This is a genomic window from Aliidiomarina maris, from assembly GCF_003987335.1.
GTDB classification, from domain to species: Bacteria; Pseudomonadota; Gammaproteobacteria; order Enterobacterales; family Alteromonadaceae; genus Aliidiomarina; species Aliidiomarina maris.
Window position 1 is genome coordinate 56,116 of record NZ_PIPK01000010.1, and the last position, 16,987, is coordinate 73,102.

Here is a 16,987-nt window from a genome sequence, read left to right on the forward strand (position 1 = left end):
GCAGGTACCTACGTGGGTTGATTTCTTGTATCTGGGTCAGTTACTGCTAACCTTTATTAGATTCTAATACAGTTAAGTGACTCATATCAGGGAGTTTATACATGGGCGCATCCTCTGCAAAGGTAAAAAGCACACTACTGCTGCCAGTCTTTTTACCCGCCATCATCGTTATTGCTTTACTCATCATCGGTACCATCAGTAATCCGGACCTCGCAGGACAGTTCTTTGAACGCACACTCGCCGAAATTACCGACCGTTTTGGTTGGTTTTATATGCTGGCCGTGGCGATTTTCTTAGTGTTTGTCGTGGGTATCGCATTAACTAAGTTTGGTCGTATTAAGCTTGGCCCCGACCATGCAGAACCCGAGTATAGCTTTCCAGCTTGGTTTGCGATGCTATTTTCCGCAGGTTACGGTATTGCCCTGCTGTTTTTTGGTGTTGCCGAACCAGTACTGCACTATGCAGATCCGCCCGTGGGCGCCGCTGAAACCCTTGATTCGGCCAAAGCCGCGATGCAAATCTCATTCTTTCATTGGGGCTTTCACATTTGGGCTATCTATGGCCTGACCGGCTTAGTGCTTGCCTACTTTGCCTTCCGCCACGGCTTACCTTTGTCTATGCGTTCTGCGCTTTACCCACTGATTGGTGACAAAATTTATGGCCCTGCGGGTCACGCAGTCGATACGTTCGCAATTCTAGGCACTATGTTTGGTATTGCCACCACCCTTGGCTTGTCTGTGGCGCAAATCAACGCAGGGGTGAATGAATTGTGGGGCGTACCGGTTAACACTACAGTGCAAATTATTTTTATTGGGGTGATTACCTTAGCTGCGATTGCTTCAGTGGTTGCCGGTATGGATAAGGGCATTAAGCGCTTATCGGTGATTAACATGACGCTAGTTATGTTCTTATTAATCGCTGTATTTGTATTTGGTCCCACTATTTTACTGCTCGAAACCTTCTTGCAAAACACTGGCTCGTACATGAATAACATTGTCGAGCGCACCTTTAACTTGCAAGCCTACGAACGCAGTGACTGGATAGGCAACTGGACGTTATTTATCTTTGGCTGGACGATTGCTTGGGCACCGTTTGTCGGCCTGTTCATTGCTAAAATCAGCCGCGGGCGCACCATTCGCCAGTTCGTTTTCGGCGTGATGTTTGTACCCACCATGTTTACGTTCTTATGGTTTAGTGTGTTTGGCGACACCGCGCTTAACTTAATTATGCAGCAAGGTTACACCTCATTGATTGAGGAAGTACAAGCGGACGAGGCCGTTGCCTTGTTTAGAATGTATTCGTACCTATTTGCTGATTACCCAACCCTATTAACCACCATTATCTCAGTAGCTACGGTGATTCTGATTGTCACTTTCTTCGTGACCTCGTCAGATTCGGGGTCATTAGTGGTCGACTCATTGGCTTCAGGTGGTGTGATTAACACCCCGGCTTGGCAGCGTGTATTTTGGGCCACTCTAGAGGGTGTAGTCGCTTCGGTGTTGCTCATTGCTGGTGGTCTTGGTGCGTTACAAACCGCATCGGTGGCCAGCGCCTTGCCGTTCGCTGTGATCATGTTAATCGCTGCCTTTGGTATGTGGCGAGCTCTGATTATCGAAGGCCATCAGCACGGCAGTCTCAAAAGCTATATGAAAGGCGCGCGCACCAACAGCGGTACCGGCAAAGGCTCATGGGAGCGGCGTTTAGGTGCTTTGGTTAACTTCCCTAATCAAGAAGAAGTGCTTAAATTTATTCAGCAAGATGTGCAGCAAGCACTGGATAAACTCAAAGGTTCACTTGAGAGCAAGCAGTGGCCGGCTGAAGTGACTTGGGACGATGCCAACCAACGCGTTTACCTTGAAGTGAAGCTCGAAGATCAACTCGACTTCTTCTACGAAGTGCGTTTGCGTGAATTTGATTTACCTGACTATGCGTACCCACTACTGAGTCGTAAAGAAGAGAAACGCGAGAAGTATGCCACCGCCGAAGTATTCCTGCGCCAAGGCGGGCAGGAATACGATGTCTATGGCTACAATGAGAAAGACTTGCTGGACGATGTCTTGAATCAGTTCGAGAACTACTTAGCGTTTCTCAAAATTAGCCCAAGTACCTTACCTTGGGATATGGCGAAGCACGACGAAGACTTAGACGTCGAGGAACACCCTGAAGAAATTTGGGAAGATAAATTGGCAGGGTCAGATGGCGCTTCTGAAGATAAAAACGACGCCAAAAGCTAACTAGGTCAACAGACCACAAAAAAGCCTGCTCGCGCAGGCTTTTTTTTATGTCGCCCTCATAGCGCAAGGGCTAAGCGCGTGGCTTGCGCACCGTATCTTGCATAGTTTCGACGCTGGTATGACGCACGTCTTTGCCGTGTACGTTGTAAATCACATACTCTGCAATGTTCTGGCAGCGGTCACCGATACGCTCAAGCGAGCGCGCTGAGAACACCACATCCATAATTTTTGGAATACTGCGTGGGTCTTCCATCATGTAAGTCATCAATTGACGCAGCATGGCCTCATATTGACGATCAATGCCCTGGTCCGACTGATGCACTTCAAGGGCTTCTTCCGCGTCCATGCGCGCAAACGCATTCAGCACCATGCGTAGCATGTTCAATACCAGCTGCCCCAGGTTCTCCAGGCTCGCCAACAAGTGTTGTTGCTCGCTGCTAAAAGTTTCTTTGGCAACCCCTGCAATGCGTTTGGTTTCATCGCCAATGCGTTCTAAATCGGCAATGGTTTTAAAGGTCGCAATCACCTGACGCAAATCGCTTGCGGTGGGCTGACGCTTAGCAATCAACTGCGTACACGCGTTGTCGATATCCAGCTCAAAGGCATTAATTTTGCGGTCATTACTGAGCACTTTGTCAGCTAGCTCGTGGTCACTTTCTTTAATCGCACGAATCGCATCCGCCAATTGCTTCTCAACTTCGCCGCCCATTGACAGCACCGAGTTGCGAACACCCTTGAGTTCCACGTCGAATTGCGAGGAAATATGCTTACCCATTTTTGAATTATCCATACACCCCTCCCAATTAACCGTAGCGGCCAGTAATATAATCTTCAGTACGTTTGTTCTTAGGGTTAGTAAACAGCTCATCGGTTGGGCTGACTTCGACTAAATCCCCTAAGTGGAAAAATGCCGTGCGATCCGACACGCGCGCAGCCTGCTGCATATTATGCGTGACTATCACAATAGTAAATTTCTCTTTTAAGTCGTGAATCAATTCTTCAATGATGCCTGTCGCAATCGGGTCAAGGGCCGAGCAAGGCTCATCCATTAGTATCACTTCAGGGCTAACCGCAATCGTGCGCGCGATACATAAGCGCTGTTGCTGACCACCCGACAAACCAGTACCAGGTGCATGCAAGCGGTCTTTCACCTCTTCCCATAAACCAGCACGACGCAAGCTTGATTCCACAATGTCATCGAGCTCTGGTTTACGCTCCACTAAACCGTGTAATTTAGGTCCGTACGCAATATTGTCATAAATCGACTTCGGGAACGGGTTCGGCTTTTGGAACACCATACCGACCCGCGCTCGCAATAGCACCTCATCAACGGATGGGTGATAAATGTCCTTGCCATCAAGCTCAATGCTGCCGGTAACACGACAGCCAGCAATGGTGTCATTCATGCGGTTTAGGCAGCGCAGGAAAGTTGACTTACCGCACCCTGACGGGCCGATAAACGACAGCACTTCATTGGTATGCACATCAAGGTCGATCCCCTTGATCGCTTGGGTATCGCCATAAAACACTTCAACATTGCGCGCTGTGACAGTGGTGGCCGGATTCGCTTGAGCTTGTGTCATAAATTCCCTACTTGCATCATGTTCATTCGTTCAATGGTAGCTAAGGTTGGCTGCGTGTACAGCACTTGCTACCAGCGCACTTCTAATTTGCGGCGTAGCCAGATGGCTAACGCATTCAGGCTTAGCATTAACATCAGCAGGACAATAATCGCTGCAGACGTTCGCGCCTCGAAAAAGTTACGTAGCTCGTTACCTTGCCATAAGTATATTTGCACAGGTAACGCCGTCGACTGGTCAAACGGTGTCTGCGGCACACTAGCGACAAACGACTTCATACCAATCAACAGTAATGGTGCGGTTTCACCTAAAGCTTGCGCCACGCCCAGAATCGAGCCAGTTAAAATGCCTGGTATCGCCAGCGGCAACACATGGTGGAACACGGTCTGGGTACGCGAAGCACCTAAACCTAATGCAGCGCTTCGAATTGAAGGAGGAATCGCACGCAAGGTCGAGCGGGTTGCAATGATGACGGTCGGCAAGGTCATCAATGACAACACTAAACCACCCACCACCGGCGCTGACATAGGTAAGTTAAACCAGTTAATAAACACCGCCGCTCCAAGCAAACCGAAGATAATCGACGGTACCGCAGCTAAGTTATTAATGTTGACCTCAATCACATCGGTGATTTTGTTTTTCGGCGCAAATTCTTCCAGGTAAATGGCTGCCGCGACACCCATTGGAATGGCTAAGAAGATCACTATCAACATCATATAAAACGAACCGACAAAGGCGCCCGCTAAACCAGCAGATGCGAGTGAGCTGCGTGAGTCAGGGTTCATAAATAATGCCGTGCTAAAGCGGTTTTGAATCGCGCCCTCAGCATACAATTGGTCAGCCCAATCGCGCACTAGCGCTGGTAACTGCTGTTGCTCATCGGGCAAATCGCGGTCGATATTACCTTTTAACCAGACATCAATATTGGCGGCGGTAAGTAACCGTAAGGTCTTGGTTTGACCAATAACGCTTGGGTCATCCATCACCATCTGGCGTAATGCATGGCGCTCGCCTGATGTAATCAATTGGGTTAAGAAGCGTGTTTGCGAGCGCTCAAAGTCCGGTAGCAAAGGAATAATTGCATTGTTAATCAGCGCATTGAAATTCACAAAGCCAAGCTCGGTTTCCCACTCTTGCAAACGGTTGTCGAAGTCATAGAAAGACTCATCCGCTTGTTGCACCGGCTTTTCAGGTACGTTCACTATTTGTGGGTCAAAATAGATATCCAGCTCCATGCTGGTCTGCCAAAACGCTGGAATACCCTTCGAAAAGATATTGATAAACAGTATCGCCACCAGCGCCAGGCTGACCAACACGCTAGCCAGGCCAAGGTTTTTGAACGCCTTTTCTTTGCGCTTACGCGAACGCAATGAAGCGGACACTTTATCCTGTACGCTCCAGCCCTGCGTGGCCGCGCTCGGTGTGCTGTTTGAAGATGATTCAGTCATGCGTGCGTCCTTAGTCATACTGTTCGCGGAACTTGCGTACGATTAGCAAGGCAACAATATTCAATATCAACGTAATCACAAACAAAGTTAAGCCAAGTGCAAAGGCAACCAGGGATTGCGGGCTTGAGAAGTCATTGTCACCGGTTAACTGATTCACGATAGTCACTGTCATGGTGGAAACCGCCTCAAATGGATTCGCCGTTAAGTTCGGGCTGTTACCCGCTGCGAGCACCACGATCATGGTTTCCCCCACCGCGCGGCTGGCAGCTAACAACACGGCCCCAGAGATACCCGGCAATGCAGCAGGCAATACCACCTTGCGAATGGTTTCAGATTTAGTCGCCCCTAAGCCCAGTGAGCCGTCACGCAGTGACTTAGGCACTTGGGTCAAGATGTCATCGGAAAGTGACGAGATAAACGGGATAATCATAATCCCCATTACCACACCGGCGGTTAATGCAGAGGTTGCGCGAATATCCAGACCAACGCTATCACCCAGTCCAGCCAGGAAAGGTCCGACGGTTACCAAGGCGAAGAAGCCGTACACAATAGTTGGGATACCGGCCAGAATTTCAATAATAGGCTTGGCCACATTACGTAAGCGCTTTGGCGCATACTCGGCTAAATAGATGGCTGAAAGCAAGCCTAATGGAATAGCGACTAACAGTGCCACACTGGCCACCAACAAGGTACCTGAAAGTAGTGGTAATAAGCCAAATTCGCCTTGCTGTCCGGTCCCTACGGTAGAGAACCTTGGGTTCCATGTGGTGCCGAAGAAAAAGTCTGTCGGGCTAACATAAGTGAAGAAACGTAAGGTTTCACCCACCATCGACAGCACAATCCCAATAGTGGTTAAGATGGCGATAGTCGATGAAATGATCAGAACCGCTTTAATCACCTTTTCCATCGCGTTGCGAGCTCGCAGCGCTGGGTTGACCTTGCGGTAGCTAAGAAACAAGCCCAAAGCAACGGCGGCACTCACCAGCGCCAGCATAATGGCATACGCGATTTCCTGCATTTCGCGGTAATACTGAGCGGCCGCAATTTCCCAGTCGGCGAGCACGCCGCCAGAAACGAAGTCGTTGGCAATGTTACTAATGCGGCGTAATACCGCGTTGAGTTCATTGCCTGATAATTGGGCCAAATGGTCAGGCAATTGCGCTATCACCATTTGATTCACCATCCATGGCGCAAACCAGCTCCACAGCAGGAAAATAGCAAAGGCAGGCACCGTCGCCCAAAACGCAACTAACGCGCCATGGTGGTGGGGGCGCGAGTGCATCGCCTGATGGTTTTTCTCCCGCGCTAAGCGGCTTGCTTGCTTACCACTTTTAGCCATACCGAGCTGGTACGCTAAAGTCATAACAGCAAGTAATGCGGCGATGACGATCAAGTTATTCATGTACGCTCCGAGTTAAGCAGCATATTTGATGACGTTATAATGACGAGTGTAAGACACAAATATGACAGCATTGTGACAAACTACTGATTTCGGCGTTATCCAAATTAAATATGCGAACCAGTCAAAACCAATCACCACAATCCTTGTAGTTTGATTTAGATAGTAAAAAAGCCACTTAAAGTGGCTTTTTATAGCAAGTTTTTGTGACCACGCTATTACAGCGCTTGTTTGCTGCGAATCGCTTGAATCACTTCTTGACGCTCGTCGTCACCTAAAGGAATTAAGCCAGCTTCTTCTAAAATGCTGCCAAAGCCCGAGGTCATGTCACTTAGGTAGAACATCGCGAATTCCTGCAAGCCTGGGATAACACCAATGTGCTCGCCTTTGATATAGAAATACAACGGACGCGACACTGGGTATTCGCCTGAAATGATGTTATCGATAGTTGGAACCACACCTGACACAGTGGCAACCTGCAGACGGTCGCGGTTGCTTTCGTAGAAGCTTAAACCAAACACACCTACCGCATTACGGTTGGCTTCTAAACGCGCCAATGTTTCCGTGTAGTCACCTGCAATTTCAACTACGCGGCCGTCAGTACGCATTGCCAAACATACGTCGTTTTGGGCGCTTGAATCGAGTGCAGTAATTTCGCTGAATGCTTTACAGCCATCCAGAATCACTTTTTCTTCATAGACTTCGCGAGTACCGTGGTTCGAGCCTGGAATCGCCAGAAGAATGTCTTGGTCAGGTAATGACGAGTCAATTTGCGACCAGTTGGTATATGGATTCGCAACCATTTGACCATTTTGGGGCACCTGGCGTGCTTGGGCTAAAAATACATGTTTAGGCTCAAGTTTGAAGTCACCCGCACCAGCACGTGAAGCGAACACGATGCCGTCATAGCCGATTTTCACTTCAATCACTTGGTTCACGCCGTTGGCATGGCAGTTAGCCAGTTCGTTCGGGCGAATGGCACGTGACGAGTTCGCGATATCGATGGTGTTTGCACCAACGCCCTGACAGAACTGACGTAAGCCGCCGCCAGAACCACCCGAGCCAACCACAGGCGTACGGAAACGACTGAAGTTGTTGCCAAACTCCTCGGCAGCAATTGAGCTAAACGGCAATACAGTCGATGAACCAGAAATTTGAATCACATCGCGTTGCTGCGCTTGCGCGCCAAATGCGGTTAAAGCTGCGGTGGCACATAGGATAGTCGCTAAACGTTTCATAATTTGAAGTTCCCTTGTTGGGTGTCAATTTGCGTTATGTCAATTGTGCCGCATTTATATGTCACATTTATGACAGCGCGGCACATTTTTTATCCTCGCTAATTTGCTTAGAAGTTATAAATTAACCCCATGGATAAACCCGATGCTGTGTTACCAAGCTCTGGAAATAGCTGTGTATCACGGCCACCCGCTGAGACACTAAAGCCAGCCAGTTGGTCGTTATCGGTGACACCCAGGATGGTGTACAAGGTGAAATCTTTCGTCACGTAAAAATCAAAACCTACCGCCAACATGGTGGCACCGGTGTCGTCCAAGTCGTTATCTGTGCTGTGATAAATCTGTCCCATGACTGCGTAGTCGCCAAACCGGTACTTGGTGCCGCCGCCGAACACATCGCGATCACCGAACGCTATATCACTAGCATGTTGATAAAATGCCATACCCTGCCAAGCATCGGTAAACTGATACGAGCCACCTAAACGAATCGCGGTCGGGTCACGGGTTTCCAGCTGGTTCATTTCATACACGGCACCCAGCCAAAGCCGGTCTTTACTGTAATTAACGCCAACACTAATCGCTTGCAGCTGATTGTCTCGCGTGGAGCCGGTTTCATTATGCGGAGAATATTGAATATCAAAGGTGGTGTTATAAAACGCAGGGCTGCGATAGTGAATGCTGTTGCGAAAGCGCGGATCAAAACTCATATTGTCGCCGCTGGCTATATTGCGTAAATCGCCGAGCCGGTCATTAAACACATCCGCCTTAGCGCGCAATAATTTGCCGGGGGTATCAAAGGAACCAAAACGTACTTGACCCCAGTTACCGCGAAGTCCGACATAACTATCACGTGTCGCAAATTCACCGCCTCGCTCATCGAAGTTCACTTTTTGCTCAAGCTGCATGATCACTTCAATATTGTCATGAATGCGATGGTTAGCACGAAAACCAATACGGCTTGCGTTACTTGAGAGGTTCAAACCGTAATCACTGCCGTCCCCTAGCACGTCAACACTCACATGGGCGCGCCCGTAAATATCGACATCCACGGCTTGTGCCGCAACTGGCATGGTAAAACTGAGCGCGATGAGGCTCAAAGAGAAGGACTTAAAAGATTGACGTACTAAACGATTCTTAGGGTTTGCAACAAACATATTAGGCTCCAGCAAGAGTTGGGTAACTGCTGGACAGCTACCGTAATATTTTTGTGTGACGAATTTATGACAAAGTGACAGTTTTATTAATCTTTTTTTAATCTTACGCAACATTAATATGACCAACTTGCGTTAAAAATACCTCAGTTGTATAACAATCTATGGATACCTCACTGAAAACGTCGCCTGATACCACGAATAAAAAGCCTTTGCAGCTGCCATATAATACCTTAGTTTATATGAACATAATCTGAATTAAGGACTTAGCCCATGCTCAAACTGATGCGCTTGAGACACTTGTATATTGCTTGGTTGATGCTTGCGATTGCCGCCTGTTCACCAGCGTCGCAACCTGAGGTTAACCTAAGCCATTTGTCAGCCGCGCAAGCCCAGCAGCTTCTTGATGACGGTTACCTCACCAGCGAACAACTGGTACGTTATTATCTGGCACAAATTGAGACGTATAATCCCCGCTTAGCTGCCATTGTGGATGTCAATCCAGATGCCATAGCACAGGCTCAAGCGCGGGACGCAGAACGCCATGCAGGCCAAGCCCGTTCGCCTTTGCATGGTTTACCGATTGTGTTGAAAGCGAATATTGCCAGTGCCGATAGCTTGCCAACCACTGCAGGCGCCCAAGTGCTAGCGGGGTTCACCACGGCGCAGGATGCAGAACTTGTCAGCCGCCTGCGAGATGCAGGCTTAATTATTCTGGGTAAAGCGAACTTGTCTGAATGGGCAAATTTTCGTGGCTACAATTCAATTAGCGGCTGGTCTGGTTTGGGTGGTCAAACCCTGAACCCTTATTTCCACACTCACACACCCTGCGGTTCCAGCTCAGGATCCGGCGTTGCGCCAGCAGCCGACTTAACCTTACTCGCCATTGGCACAGAAACCGATGGTTCAATTATGTGCCCCGCATCGGTGAATGGCGTCGTCGGTGTCAAGCCAACACGCGGTAGTGTATCGGGGCATGGCATTATTCCCATTGCCAGCGCTCAGGATATTGCGGGCCCAATGACGCGCTATGTATATGACGCGCGCCTGCTACTTGAGGTCATCGCTGAGCCACAAGCACTGCGCCGCATGCATCAGGCACCCGTAACAGTTCAACGTGTGGTGTTAGTTCGCGCATTTGATAGCCGCTTTGCAGGCGTTGAGCAAATGACCGAACGTGTTGCCCGTCACTTCAACCAACAGAACATTGATGTGGTGGAAGTCAACCAATGGCAATTGCCCGAGGGGTTGGGCGATGCAGAGCTGGAGGCCCTGATTTATGAATTCAAACGTGACTTAAATGCTTGGCTAGAAGAGTTCGGCGCTCCAACGCAAGCGGCCAATATAGATGCCATTATCGCGTATAACCAAGCCACTTCAGAGCAGAATTTAGCGCTATTTGGCCAAGAATATCTGGAGCGTGCGGCGGCAATCGACTTAGAGACGGAAAAAGACAGCTACCAGCAAGCTTTAGGTCTCAGTCGAGAGTTAGCCACAAGTTTCTTAGACGAGTTGTTGCAGGCTCATGCCGCAGACGCCATTGTGGTTCCATCCTATGGTCCGGCTTGGCCCATTACACCCGTTGAAGGGGATGTAGGTTATAGCTTTGGCACGGCAACCCCAGCTGCGGTGGCGGGTTATCCTTCGGTCACGTTACGAGCAGGCCAAGAAGGTGAGCTGCCGCTAGGGATTAGTTTGATTGGTTTGCCTTATACCGAGTGGCGATTACTCGACTTGGCCGAACGTTTAGAGCAAGACGGCATGGGCTTCGCGCCGCCAGCACCATAGCTTTTTAGTCCTTGCTAACATCCTTGTGCAGCACTTCGCCCTCAATCACGTGCCCCTCTTGTTGCTGATTGGCTGAGTCTGCATGAGGTGGAGCGTTGCTGCTGTGGGTATGGGCCTGACGCTCCGCCATCAACTTTTGTAAGCGCCGCTTGTGCATATAAACGCGCAATAAAAATAATGGCACTAATAACAACGCCAACAGCAAAAAGCCACTCGCAACAATCACGCCCAGTGCGATCATGCCAAGCAGCAGTAAAAGAGCAAATACGCGTTGTAAAATAGATGGTTTCACAGCCTTTCCTTTAATTCTGGTGGGTTCACACCATGCTTCGGCGCCCAGGTAGAAGTTTAACCACCGCAGCGCCAATTCTCTAGCATTTTATGCGTCCACTTAAGTCACTTAAATCGCTGATGGTAAGCTCAGGTTGAACACCCCAAGGGTCAAAGATATTATCGCTGGAGCGCCGTATCCATGCAGTGCGCATGCCCACTGAATCCGCCCCTATGATGTCAAAAGAATTGGCTGAAACCAACCAAGTGGCCTCAGGATCGCTCTCTGTTTGGCGTAAAAAATGTGTATAGACCGCAGGGTCAGGTTTGAAGGTTTTCGTATCACTGACAGAAATCACATCGTGAAAGTGATTTGCCACCCCAGCATTACGCAATAGGCTCAGTACCGCGTCTTCGCAACCGTTGGTAAATGCAAATACATGATGCTGCTGAGTCAAACGCGCTAAGGACGGTGCAACGTCAGCAAACAATGGCAGTTCATTATAGCCTTGTAGCAAATACGCCTCTTGTTGCGCACTCATACCCAGGTCAAAGTATGCGTTACAGTAGCGCAGCGCATCACGAGTGCACACGGAAAAGTCTTTGAAGCGCTGCATTAGGCCGCGTCGGAACGAATACTCAAGCTGCTTATCGCGCCAAAGCCTCGCCACATCAGCCGCGCTGACCCCACCGCCATGCGCGCCAGACTTTTGCCGAGCTTGAAGACAAATAGGCTCAAGTCGCGTTTGAATACCACTGGTATCGAATAATGTGCCGTAAATATCAAAAGCTATGGTGCATTTCACCGGCGCAATCCCTCGTTACTTGTGCCCGCCTAATTTAAAACTGACGAGGCAAACACTGCATGATAGGTGAACTAGCCGCACGTGCGGCAATTATGCAACAAGTTTACTTAGCCGATAAAAAAGCGCTATTGGATTAAAGTCTAATACCGCTGCGAAGCCTTATGCTGACTGCGCGAGCAACTGATTAGAAGGCGGAGCCGGGTAACTGTAAAAACTCGCGCTCGGCCTTGGTTGATTTGCGACCTAAGGCTTTGTTGCGGTGCGGATAACGGCCAAAGCGCTCAATAATGGCTTTGTGTTGAATTTCAAAATCGAGTGATTCTTCCAAGCCGCGCTGAGAGAAAAGCTTAACCGCTTGCTGGTGAATCAACAATGATTCGCTGTGCATATAAGGCATGTACAAAAACGCACGTTGCTGCACGGTTAACTGCTGGTCTAACTTTGCGCAAACTGCCTCTTGGGCCAATGCTAGCGCCATTGAATCTGCGGCAAAAGCCTGTGCGGATTCGCGATACAAATTACGTGAAAACTGGTCCAGCACGATAATTTCCGCCAAACGCCCCTCCGCGCTCTGGCGCCAACTTGCTAACTCACCATGTAACGCCGCCGTGTATAGTGCGCCAAAACGCTCAGCGATGAGCTGGTCAAGACGGCTATTTTTGCTAAACCAGTCTTTTGGCCCTAATTCGTAGAACCAAAAATTTAGTACATCACTGGCACCCAGTGTGTGCTCGCGCTGATCCAAATCTTCATAATCTTGCATGCGTATCTCCTTATACGCCTACCCTAGTGCGCGCCCCGCGTATTGCAACCTTGGCGCGCCGAAATGCCGTAATTGCGCGCTATGCGGTACGTTCCGCTGCAATCACATAATCAAATCCATGCGCTAAACCATCATGTCGCGCAATTAATTCCAGGCCCCGCTGTTGCATTTCATCCGCGTGTTTTAGCATGGCTGCGCCAACAAAGCGCCCTACCTCATCCTCAGCATGCAATGGCACGTAGGGGTCCAGTGCAGTGATATATAACCGCCCACCTGGCGCCACCAACTGGCTAACGCGTGGCAATACTGATTCTTGCCAGTATGGAGCAAAACCCTCTACGGCTCCGACAAAATAATCTAACAGTACGGTGTCGAAAGTTTCACCGCTCACGAGTTTTGGATCTATCCAGTTTTCCACCGGAATTCTGTTTTGCGGGCGCATCACGCCGGGGAATTGCGCCTTCGATTGCTCCGCCATCGAGGTTGATGCTGTGACCGCGGTCCATTGCTTGGTATCCAACGACCCAACCCACGCCAACGATTTCGCACCGGTACCAGCGTCTAAGAAGTGTCCCCAAGGGCGCTCACCCTGCAAACGTTCAATATAGGTAAATAATGCGGAATGTTTCATACGGCTACTCGTGCAAACTGGTGATTGTTGTCAACGCAATACGCGGTTAGCGAACGTCAACACACAGCGATATTGAGATACGTTATTACATAACACTTTCAAACTCAAAGCATCACCGTTGATAGCTTTACAAATGGCGCTAGCCTTTTATTATGCTAAGCACTGCTAACTGAGACGATAATTTGCGAGACCGACATGCCAACGACACCACTTAATTCGTTAAAAGGGGTTATTTTAGACGCCGCCAGTCTGGGCGAAGGGGTTGACTTTGACCCGCTTGAGCAACAACTCGCAGATTTTGTGCGTTGGGACAGCACCGGGCCAGGCCAAACGCTGACGCGAATTCAAGGTGCCCATGTCGTATTTACCAACAAAGTGGTGATCGACGCTGCGATGATGCGCGCAGCTGATAACTTAAAACTGATATGTGTCCTTGCAACTGGCACCAACAATGTGGACATCGCAGCGGCCGAGGCCCTGGGGATTGAAGTGCGCAACGTCAATGCATATGGCACCGCAAGTGTTGCCCAACACACTCTTACGTTAATGCTCGCGTTAGCCACGCGTTTGGTGCCGTATCAGCGGTCGGTGCAGCAAGGAGAATGGCAGCGCGCTTCCATGTTTTGCCTGATGCACCACCCAGTCATGCAGCTAAGCGGCAAAACCTTGGTGCTTGTGGGGCACGGAGAACTGGGTCAGGAAGTAGAGCGCTTAGCCCTTGCCTTTGGCATGCATGTCAAAGTGGCAGCACGCCCCGGTAAAACCGACGATACGCGGCCAAGCTTAGACACCTTGCTGCCTGAGGCGGATGTGGTGTCATTGCATTGCCCACTCACGCCCGACACCCAGCATCTAATTAATCAAGATAACCTGGCCTTGTGTAAACCGACGGCACTGCTGGTCAATTGTGCGCGTGGGGGCATTATTCATGAGCAGGATGCGCTCAACGCACTACGCCAAGGCTTGATTGGCGGCCTCGCGGTCGATGTACTAACGCAAGAACCACCACGGGACGGCAACGTGCTGCTTGATGCCCTACACGAAGGTTTAAACTTGATTGTCACCCCACACAGTGCCTGGTTGGCACCGGAAGCGCGTCAACGCATTATCGAGCTGAGCGCGAAAAACGTAGCCGATTGGAAAAACCCGTGAACTGAATACCTGCTGGTTAACGTATTAGTTAAATGTTTTATAAAACCAATAACTAAGAGCGAACCTATGAGTGCTCAACCCGTTTAATTAGGACCAATCATCATGTCTCAACGCCGCTCATTTAGTGCGATGAATTACGCCCTTATCGGGCTCGCCCTAGTCGGCTTACTGCTTATTTGGCTTACGCTATTGGGCGTGTTCGGCCGCCAGCATGTGAGTGCGCAAACTTTCGTCGATTTTCAACAAGGCGATGAACCTCATCTTGGTTTTCGACGTGCCCATGCGAAGGGTGTATGTGTTGCAGGTGAGTTTGTATCAAGCGGCGCATTAGCGGATTATTCGACTGCTGAATTATTGCAACAGGGCGTAACCCCCATGTTGGGCCGTTTCTCAATTGGCGGCGGCAACCCAACCGCGCCGGACTTAACCTCACCAGTGCGCAGCTTTGCGTTTAGTCTCGACGCTGGTGCCAACCAGCAATGGCGCAGCGCGATGAACACCCCGCCCGTGATGGCGGTGGCAACACCCGACGCATTTTTTGCGCAGCTCAATGCTTTAGCACCCAACCCACATACCGGTGAACGAGACGGCGAGAAAATTGCGGCGTTCTTTGCAGCCCATCCTGAAACTCAAGCATTTCGCCAGTGGAGTGCTAGCTATCAGCCCAGCGCAAGTTTCGCTCAGGAAAACTTCCATAGTATTAACGCCTTCTACTTGGTCAATGCCGATGGCAAGCAGCAAGCCGTGCGCTGGCATTTGAAGGCCAACACAGAGGCGATGCCTGGTATCGAACAGCCAAGCTCCGTGGCAGACAACCCGTATGCCCAGAGTGAGCAAGCCAATGACGCGCTTGGTTTAGAAATTGCTGACCGAATTAGAGAACGACCCGTAGTATTTGACCTGGTGTTTACGTTCGCTGACCCCAGTGATGATGCCAGTGACCCCACGGTGGCGTGGCCTTCTTCACGCCGCCATGTCATTGCCGGCCAAATCGTCATTGAACGTGTCGTTGATAGCCCAAGTGTGTGTGATGCCGTGAATTTTGACCCATTGATCTTACCTACGGGCATGCGCCCTTCTGAAGATGCGATTTTACGTGCCCGCTCCGCCGCCTACGCAGAGTCATATCGACGCCGTGCGCGCGAGCAAATCTTTCATCATTCTGACACAACGCCCTAAGGGACATACCGATGTCGCACACTGAACTTGACCGCAATTCACCCACTCAGTATCCATTGAGTATGCGCCTCATGCATTGGGGAATGGCTGCGTTAATTATCGCGCTGCTCATCGTTGGCCTTAGCATGGTGGCATCATTGCAAACATGGCAACCAACGTTGCTTACCTGGCACAAAGCCTTTGGTGTACTCGCCGCCATATTGGTGATTGCGCGCTTAATCAACCGCGTGCGTCATCAGCAACCGCAGTTACCTTCAAGCCTGCCGAAGTGGCAACAATTGGCGGCGCGCGGCTCACACGTACTTCTTTATACGCTGATGATACTGATGCCAGTATCGGGCTATTTAATGCAAAGCGCCGCAGGGCGCAGTGTTTACCTATTTGCTGATATTTGGCTGCCGCCTGCACTCGCCCCTAACCTCACGTTATACGCGGTGTTTCGTGAGCTTCATGCCTACAGTGCCCTGGTATTGGTTGGTGTAATTAGTGTGCATGCTTTAGCCGCTCTGCATCATGGTTTCGTACGCCGTGACGGGGTGCTCAAATCAATGCTTTTCAAGTGAGCGTCAAGTAAGCGCTTTCAAAATTTCATAGCGTAAAGCGTTTGATTTTAAAGGGCTATTTGCATTCTAGGGTTGGAAACTGTCTGAACTGAATTTAGATTCATAGTCGGTCAAAATCTATGTCTGGTTGGATTTATCTATTTTTCTCTAATTCACCAAAATGCAGTTTGGTTGTATTCTCTGACAACAGGGATGCGTCAACAAATACGGTTAGGCGGCCAGTGTCGAGCAGCGTGAAGGACTCGAAGCACGCGAACTTGCTCCCTAGTCACGTCATAAACTAAAACATAATTTTGATGAGCGACCAGCTCACGGGTGCTAGCCACACGCCCAAGACGTCCGAGACTAGGATGTTCGGCTAAGCGTGAAGCCTTTTCTGATAACAACTCGTCGAGAGCTAAAGCTGCTGCGGGGTTATCAGCTTCTATGTAATCATAAATATCTTCGCGGTCTTGTATCGCCTCTGGTGTCCAAAGTAACTCCATCATTCAAAGGTTTTGACCCGACGACGCGTTGAAGCCCGACGAGCTGCAAATTTAGCTTCTACTTCAGCGGCAGACACCAAGTTACCCGCGTTGGCCGAATTAATACCAATCTGCACTTGGCGGCGGAACCAAGCATCATGCTCTGCGGCTTCTTCCTGTTGTTGTACGAATTCGCGCATAAAGTCTCGAAGAAGCTGTGCCCCGCTGCGGTCGCGGGATTTAGCTGCTTGGGCAAATTGACTTTTCAAGGCATCATCAACTCGGAAAGTAAAAGTTGATTCATTCATAGCTGCATCCTCATGT

17 protein-coding genes are annotated in these 16,987 nt (G+C 49.8%); 5 read left to right on the forward strand and 12 right to left on the reverse strand.

From position 1 onward, the window contains the following. The first annotated feature begins 101 nt into the window (after positions 1 to 101). Complete coding sequence (locus CWE07_RS10735; RefSeq protein ID WP_111569876.1) at positions 102 to 2,234, forward strand: BCCT family transporter; 2,133 nt, start codon at positions 102 to 104, stop codon at positions 2,232 to 2,234. A gap of 70 nt (positions 2,235 to 2,304) precedes the next feature. On the opposite strand, the gene phoU is transcribed toward CWE07_RS10735, so the two are convergent. The 6 genes from phoU to CWE07_RS10765 all read right to left on the reverse strand — a co-directional run bounded on the left by phoU (position 2,305) and on the right by CWE07_RS10765 (position 9,050). Next, complete coding sequence (gene phoU / locus CWE07_RS10740; RefSeq protein ID WP_111569875.1) at positions 2,305 to 3,024, reverse strand: phosphate signaling complex protein PhoU; 720 nt, start codon at positions 3,022 to 3,024, stop codon at positions 2,305 to 2,307. A gap of 13 nt (positions 3,025 to 3,037) precedes the next feature. Further along, positions 3,038 to 3,817 carry a phosphate ABC transporter ATP-binding protein PstB gene (gene pstB / locus CWE07_RS10745; RefSeq protein WP_111569874.1) on the reverse strand — a complete coding sequence of 260 codons (780 nt, stop codon included), beginning with the start codon at positions 3,815 to 3,817 and terminating at the stop codon, positions 3,038 to 3,040. A 68-nt stretch (positions 3,818 to 3,885) separates the two neighbouring features. Next, a complete protein-coding gene (pstA, locus tag CWE07_RS10750; protein WP_111569873.1) occupies positions 3,886 to 5,262 on the reverse strand; it encodes a phosphate ABC transporter permease PstA in 1,377 nt (458 codons plus the stop codon). A gap of 10 nt (positions 5,263 to 5,272) precedes the next feature. Further along, the gene (pstC, locus tag CWE07_RS10755) at positions 5,273 to 6,664 is read right to left on the reverse strand and encodes a phosphate ABC transporter permease subunit PstC (protein WP_111569872.1); all 1,392 of its coding nucleotides are present in this window, start codon (positions 6,662 to 6,664) and stop codon (positions 5,273 to 5,275) included. A gap of 215 nt (positions 6,665 to 6,879) precedes the next feature. Further along, a complete protein-coding gene (locus CWE07_RS10760) occupies positions 6,880 to 7,899 on the reverse strand; it encodes a substrate-binding domain-containing protein (RefSeq protein ID WP_111569871.1) in 1,020 nt (339 codons plus the stop codon). A 107-nt stretch (positions 7,900 to 8,006) separates the two neighbouring features. Next, positions 8,007 to 9,050 (reverse strand): porin, encoded by a 1,044-nt coding sequence (locus CWE07_RS10765; protein ID WP_157983263.1) that lies wholly within the window; start codon positions 9,048 to 9,050, stop codon positions 8,007 to 8,009. 270 nt (positions 9,051 to 9,320) lie between these two features. Here CWE07_RS10765 and CWE07_RS10770 point away from each other — a divergent pair, with 270 nt between their 5' ends. After that, positions 9,321 to 10,835 (forward strand): amidase family protein, encoded by a 1,515-nt coding sequence (locus CWE07_RS10770; protein ID WP_241974128.1) that lies wholly within the window; start codon positions 9,321 to 9,323, stop codon positions 10,833 to 10,835. Positions 10,836 to 10,839: 4 nt separating this feature from the next. Here CWE07_RS10770 and CWE07_RS10775 read toward each other — a convergent pair whose 3' ends face one another. The 4 genes from CWE07_RS10775 to CWE07_RS10790 form a co-directional block, all read right to left on the reverse strand. Then, a complete protein-coding gene (locus CWE07_RS10775; protein ID WP_111569869.1) occupies positions 10,840 to 11,127 on the reverse strand; it encodes a hypothetical protein in 288 nt (95 codons plus the stop codon). A 79-nt stretch (positions 11,128 to 11,206) separates the two neighbouring features. Continuing rightward, on the reverse strand, positions 11,207 to 11,911 hold the full coding sequence (locus tag CWE07_RS10780) for a haloacid dehalogenase type II (protein ID WP_111569868.1): 705 nt from the start codon (positions 11,909 to 11,911) through the stop codon (positions 11,207 to 11,209). 184 nt (positions 11,912 to 12,095) lie between these two features. Beyond that, on the reverse strand, positions 12,096 to 12,674 hold the full coding sequence (locus tag CWE07_RS10785; RefSeq protein WP_111569867.1) for a DUF924 family protein: 579 nt from the start codon (positions 12,672 to 12,674) through the stop codon (positions 12,096 to 12,098). A 79-nt stretch (positions 12,675 to 12,753) separates the two neighbouring features. Continuing rightward, on the reverse strand, positions 12,754 to 13,305 hold the full coding sequence (locus tag CWE07_RS10790; protein WP_111569866.1) for a class I SAM-dependent methyltransferase: 552 nt from the start codon (positions 13,303 to 13,305) through the stop codon (positions 12,754 to 12,756). A gap of 195 nt (positions 13,306 to 13,500) precedes the next feature. Here CWE07_RS10790 and CWE07_RS10795 point away from each other — a divergent pair, with 195 nt between their 5' ends. The 3 genes from CWE07_RS10795 to CWE07_RS10805 all read left to right on the forward strand — a co-directional run bounded on the left by CWE07_RS10795 (position 13,501) and on the right by CWE07_RS10805 (position 16,199). Next, a complete protein-coding gene (locus CWE07_RS10795; protein ID WP_111569865.1) occupies positions 13,501 to 14,457 on the forward strand; it encodes a D-2-hydroxyacid dehydrogenase in 957 nt (318 codons plus the stop codon). A 102-nt stretch (positions 14,458 to 14,559) separates the two neighbouring features. After that, positions 14,560 to 15,636 (forward strand): catalase family peroxidase, encoded by a 1,077-nt coding sequence (locus CWE07_RS10800; RefSeq protein WP_111569864.1) that lies wholly within the window; start codon positions 14,560 to 14,562, stop codon positions 15,634 to 15,636. A gap of 11 nt (positions 15,637 to 15,647) precedes the next feature. Then, positions 15,648 to 16,199: a cytochrome b gene (locus CWE07_RS10805; RefSeq protein WP_111569863.1), complete on the forward strand. Its 552-nt coding sequence runs from the start codon at positions 15,648 to 15,650 to the stop codon at positions 16,197 to 16,199. Between the two features lie 197 nt (positions 16,200 to 16,396). Here the strand turns inward: CWE07_RS10805 and CWE07_RS10810 are convergent, their stop codons facing one another. Together CWE07_RS10810 and CWE07_RS10815 are read right to left on the reverse strand one after the other, a co-directional pair. Continuing rightward, positions 16,397 to 16,687: a type II toxin-antitoxin system RelE/ParE family toxin gene (locus CWE07_RS10810; RefSeq protein WP_198679917.1), complete on the reverse strand. Its 291-nt coding sequence runs from the start codon at positions 16,685 to 16,687 to the stop codon at positions 16,397 to 16,399. Further along, positions 16,684 to 16,971, reverse strand: coding sequence for a CopG family ribbon-helix-helix protein (locus CWE07_RS10815; RefSeq protein ID WP_111569861.1), 288 nt, complete (start codon positions 16,969 to 16,971; stop codon positions 16,684 to 16,686). The genes CWE07_RS10810 and CWE07_RS10815 overlap by 4 nt, the downstream gene beginning before the upstream one ends. Positions 16,972 to 16,987 lie beyond the last annotated feature (16 nt).

Excerpts from the sequence above, each read along its gene's own strand:
- CWE07_RS10735 (WP_111569876.1), top strand. The coding sequence starts at position 102 with ATGGGCGCATCCTCTGCAAAGGTAAAAAGCACACTACTGCTGCCAGTC.
- phoU (WP_111569875.1), bottom strand. The coding sequence starts at position 3,024 with ATGGATAATTCAAAAATGGGTAAGCATATTTCCTCGCAATTCGACGTG.
- pstB (WP_111569874.1), bottom strand. The coding sequence starts at position 3,817 with ATGACACAAGCTCAAGCGAATCCGGCCACCACTGTCACAGCGCGCAAT.
- pstA (WP_111569873.1), bottom strand. The coding sequence starts at position 5,262 with ATGACTGAATCATCTTCAAACAGCACACCGAGCGCGGCCACGCAGGGC.
- pstC (WP_111569872.1), bottom strand. The coding sequence starts at position 6,664 with ATGAATAACTTGATCGTCATCGCCGCATTACTTGCTGTTATGACTTTA.
- CWE07_RS10760 (WP_111569871.1), bottom strand. The coding sequence starts at position 7,899 with ATGAAACGTTTAGCGACTATCCTATGTGCCACCGCAGCTTTAACCGCA.
- CWE07_RS10765 (WP_157983263.1), bottom strand. The coding sequence starts at position 9,050 with ATGTTTGTTGCAAACCCTAAGAATCGTTTAGTACGTCAATCTTTTAAG.
- CWE07_RS10770 (WP_241974128.1), top strand. The coding sequence starts at position 9,321 with ATGCTCAAACTGATGCGCTTGAGACACTTGTATATTGCTTGGTTGATG.
- CWE07_RS10785 (WP_111569867.1), bottom strand. The coding sequence starts at position 12,674 with ATGCAAGATTATGAAGATTTGGATCAGCGCGAGCACACACTGGGTGCC.
- CWE07_RS10790 (WP_111569866.1), bottom strand. The coding sequence starts at position 13,305 with ATGAAACATTCCGCATTATTTACCTATATTGAACGTTTGCAGGGTGAG.
- CWE07_RS10795 (WP_111569865.1), top strand. The coding sequence starts at position 13,501 with ATGCCAACGACACCACTTAATTCGTTAAAAGGGGTTATTTTAGACGCC.
- CWE07_RS10800 (WP_111569864.1), top strand. The coding sequence starts at position 14,560 with ATGTCTCAACGCCGCTCATTTAGTGCGATGAATTACGCCCTTATCGGG.
- CWE07_RS10805 (WP_111569863.1), top strand. The coding sequence starts at position 15,648 with ATGTCGCACACTGAACTTGACCGCAATTCACCCACTCAGTATCCATTG.
- CWE07_RS10810 (WP_198679917.1), bottom strand. The coding sequence starts at position 16,687 with ATGATGGAGTTACTTTGGACACCAGAGGCGATACAAGACCGCGAAGAT.
- CWE07_RS10815 (WP_111569861.1), bottom strand. The coding sequence starts at position 16,971 with ATGAATGAATCAACTTTTACTTTCCGAGTTGATGATGCCTTGAAAAGT.